Source organism: Photorhabdus sp. RM71S (assembly GCF_042879355.1).
GTDB classification, from domain to species: Bacteria; Pseudomonadota; Gammaproteobacteria; order Enterobacterales; family Enterobacteriaceae; genus Photorhabdus; species Photorhabdus kayaii.
The window spans coordinates 1-398 of sequence record NZ_JBHFKV010000220.1; the positions used below are offsets into that span (position 1 = coordinate 1).

The 398-nt window shown below is 37.2% G+C and carries 1 pseudogene; it reads right to left on the minus strand.

Annotated features, from left to right (window positions below):
• Nucleotides 1-69: 69 nt before the first annotated feature.
• Nucleotides 70-398: pseudogene (locus tag ACGF5R_RS24610) on the minus strand (hypothetical protein); the annotation flags it as partial.

Here is a 398-nt window from a genome sequence, read left to right on the forward strand (position 1 = left end):
GGTTTTTTATTGGAAATCGTCGCGGGCTTAATTGCTTATACATTCCAACCTAAAAAACCGAGCTTGAATTTACGGGATTGTGATATCGCTATTTTTAAACGAAGCTGAGGTAAAGTTAGTAAAATTATTGGGCATACCAATGCCAAACCATTTCATAACGCCAGCAAATGTTTTATAAAACAACCCCAATGGCGACCAGTTTAAAATTAATTTACTGACCTCAAATATTCCGCCATCAAACGCATTAGTAATGTCATTCCATCGAGCTGTAAACCAACCTTTGACGCTAGACCAAATATTTTTGATTCCCTGCCATCCCATCTGGAAAGCAAATTTTACTAAGACCCAAAGCCGTTTAAAGAAATTACTGATGGGCTTCCAATAGCGATAGATAAGAT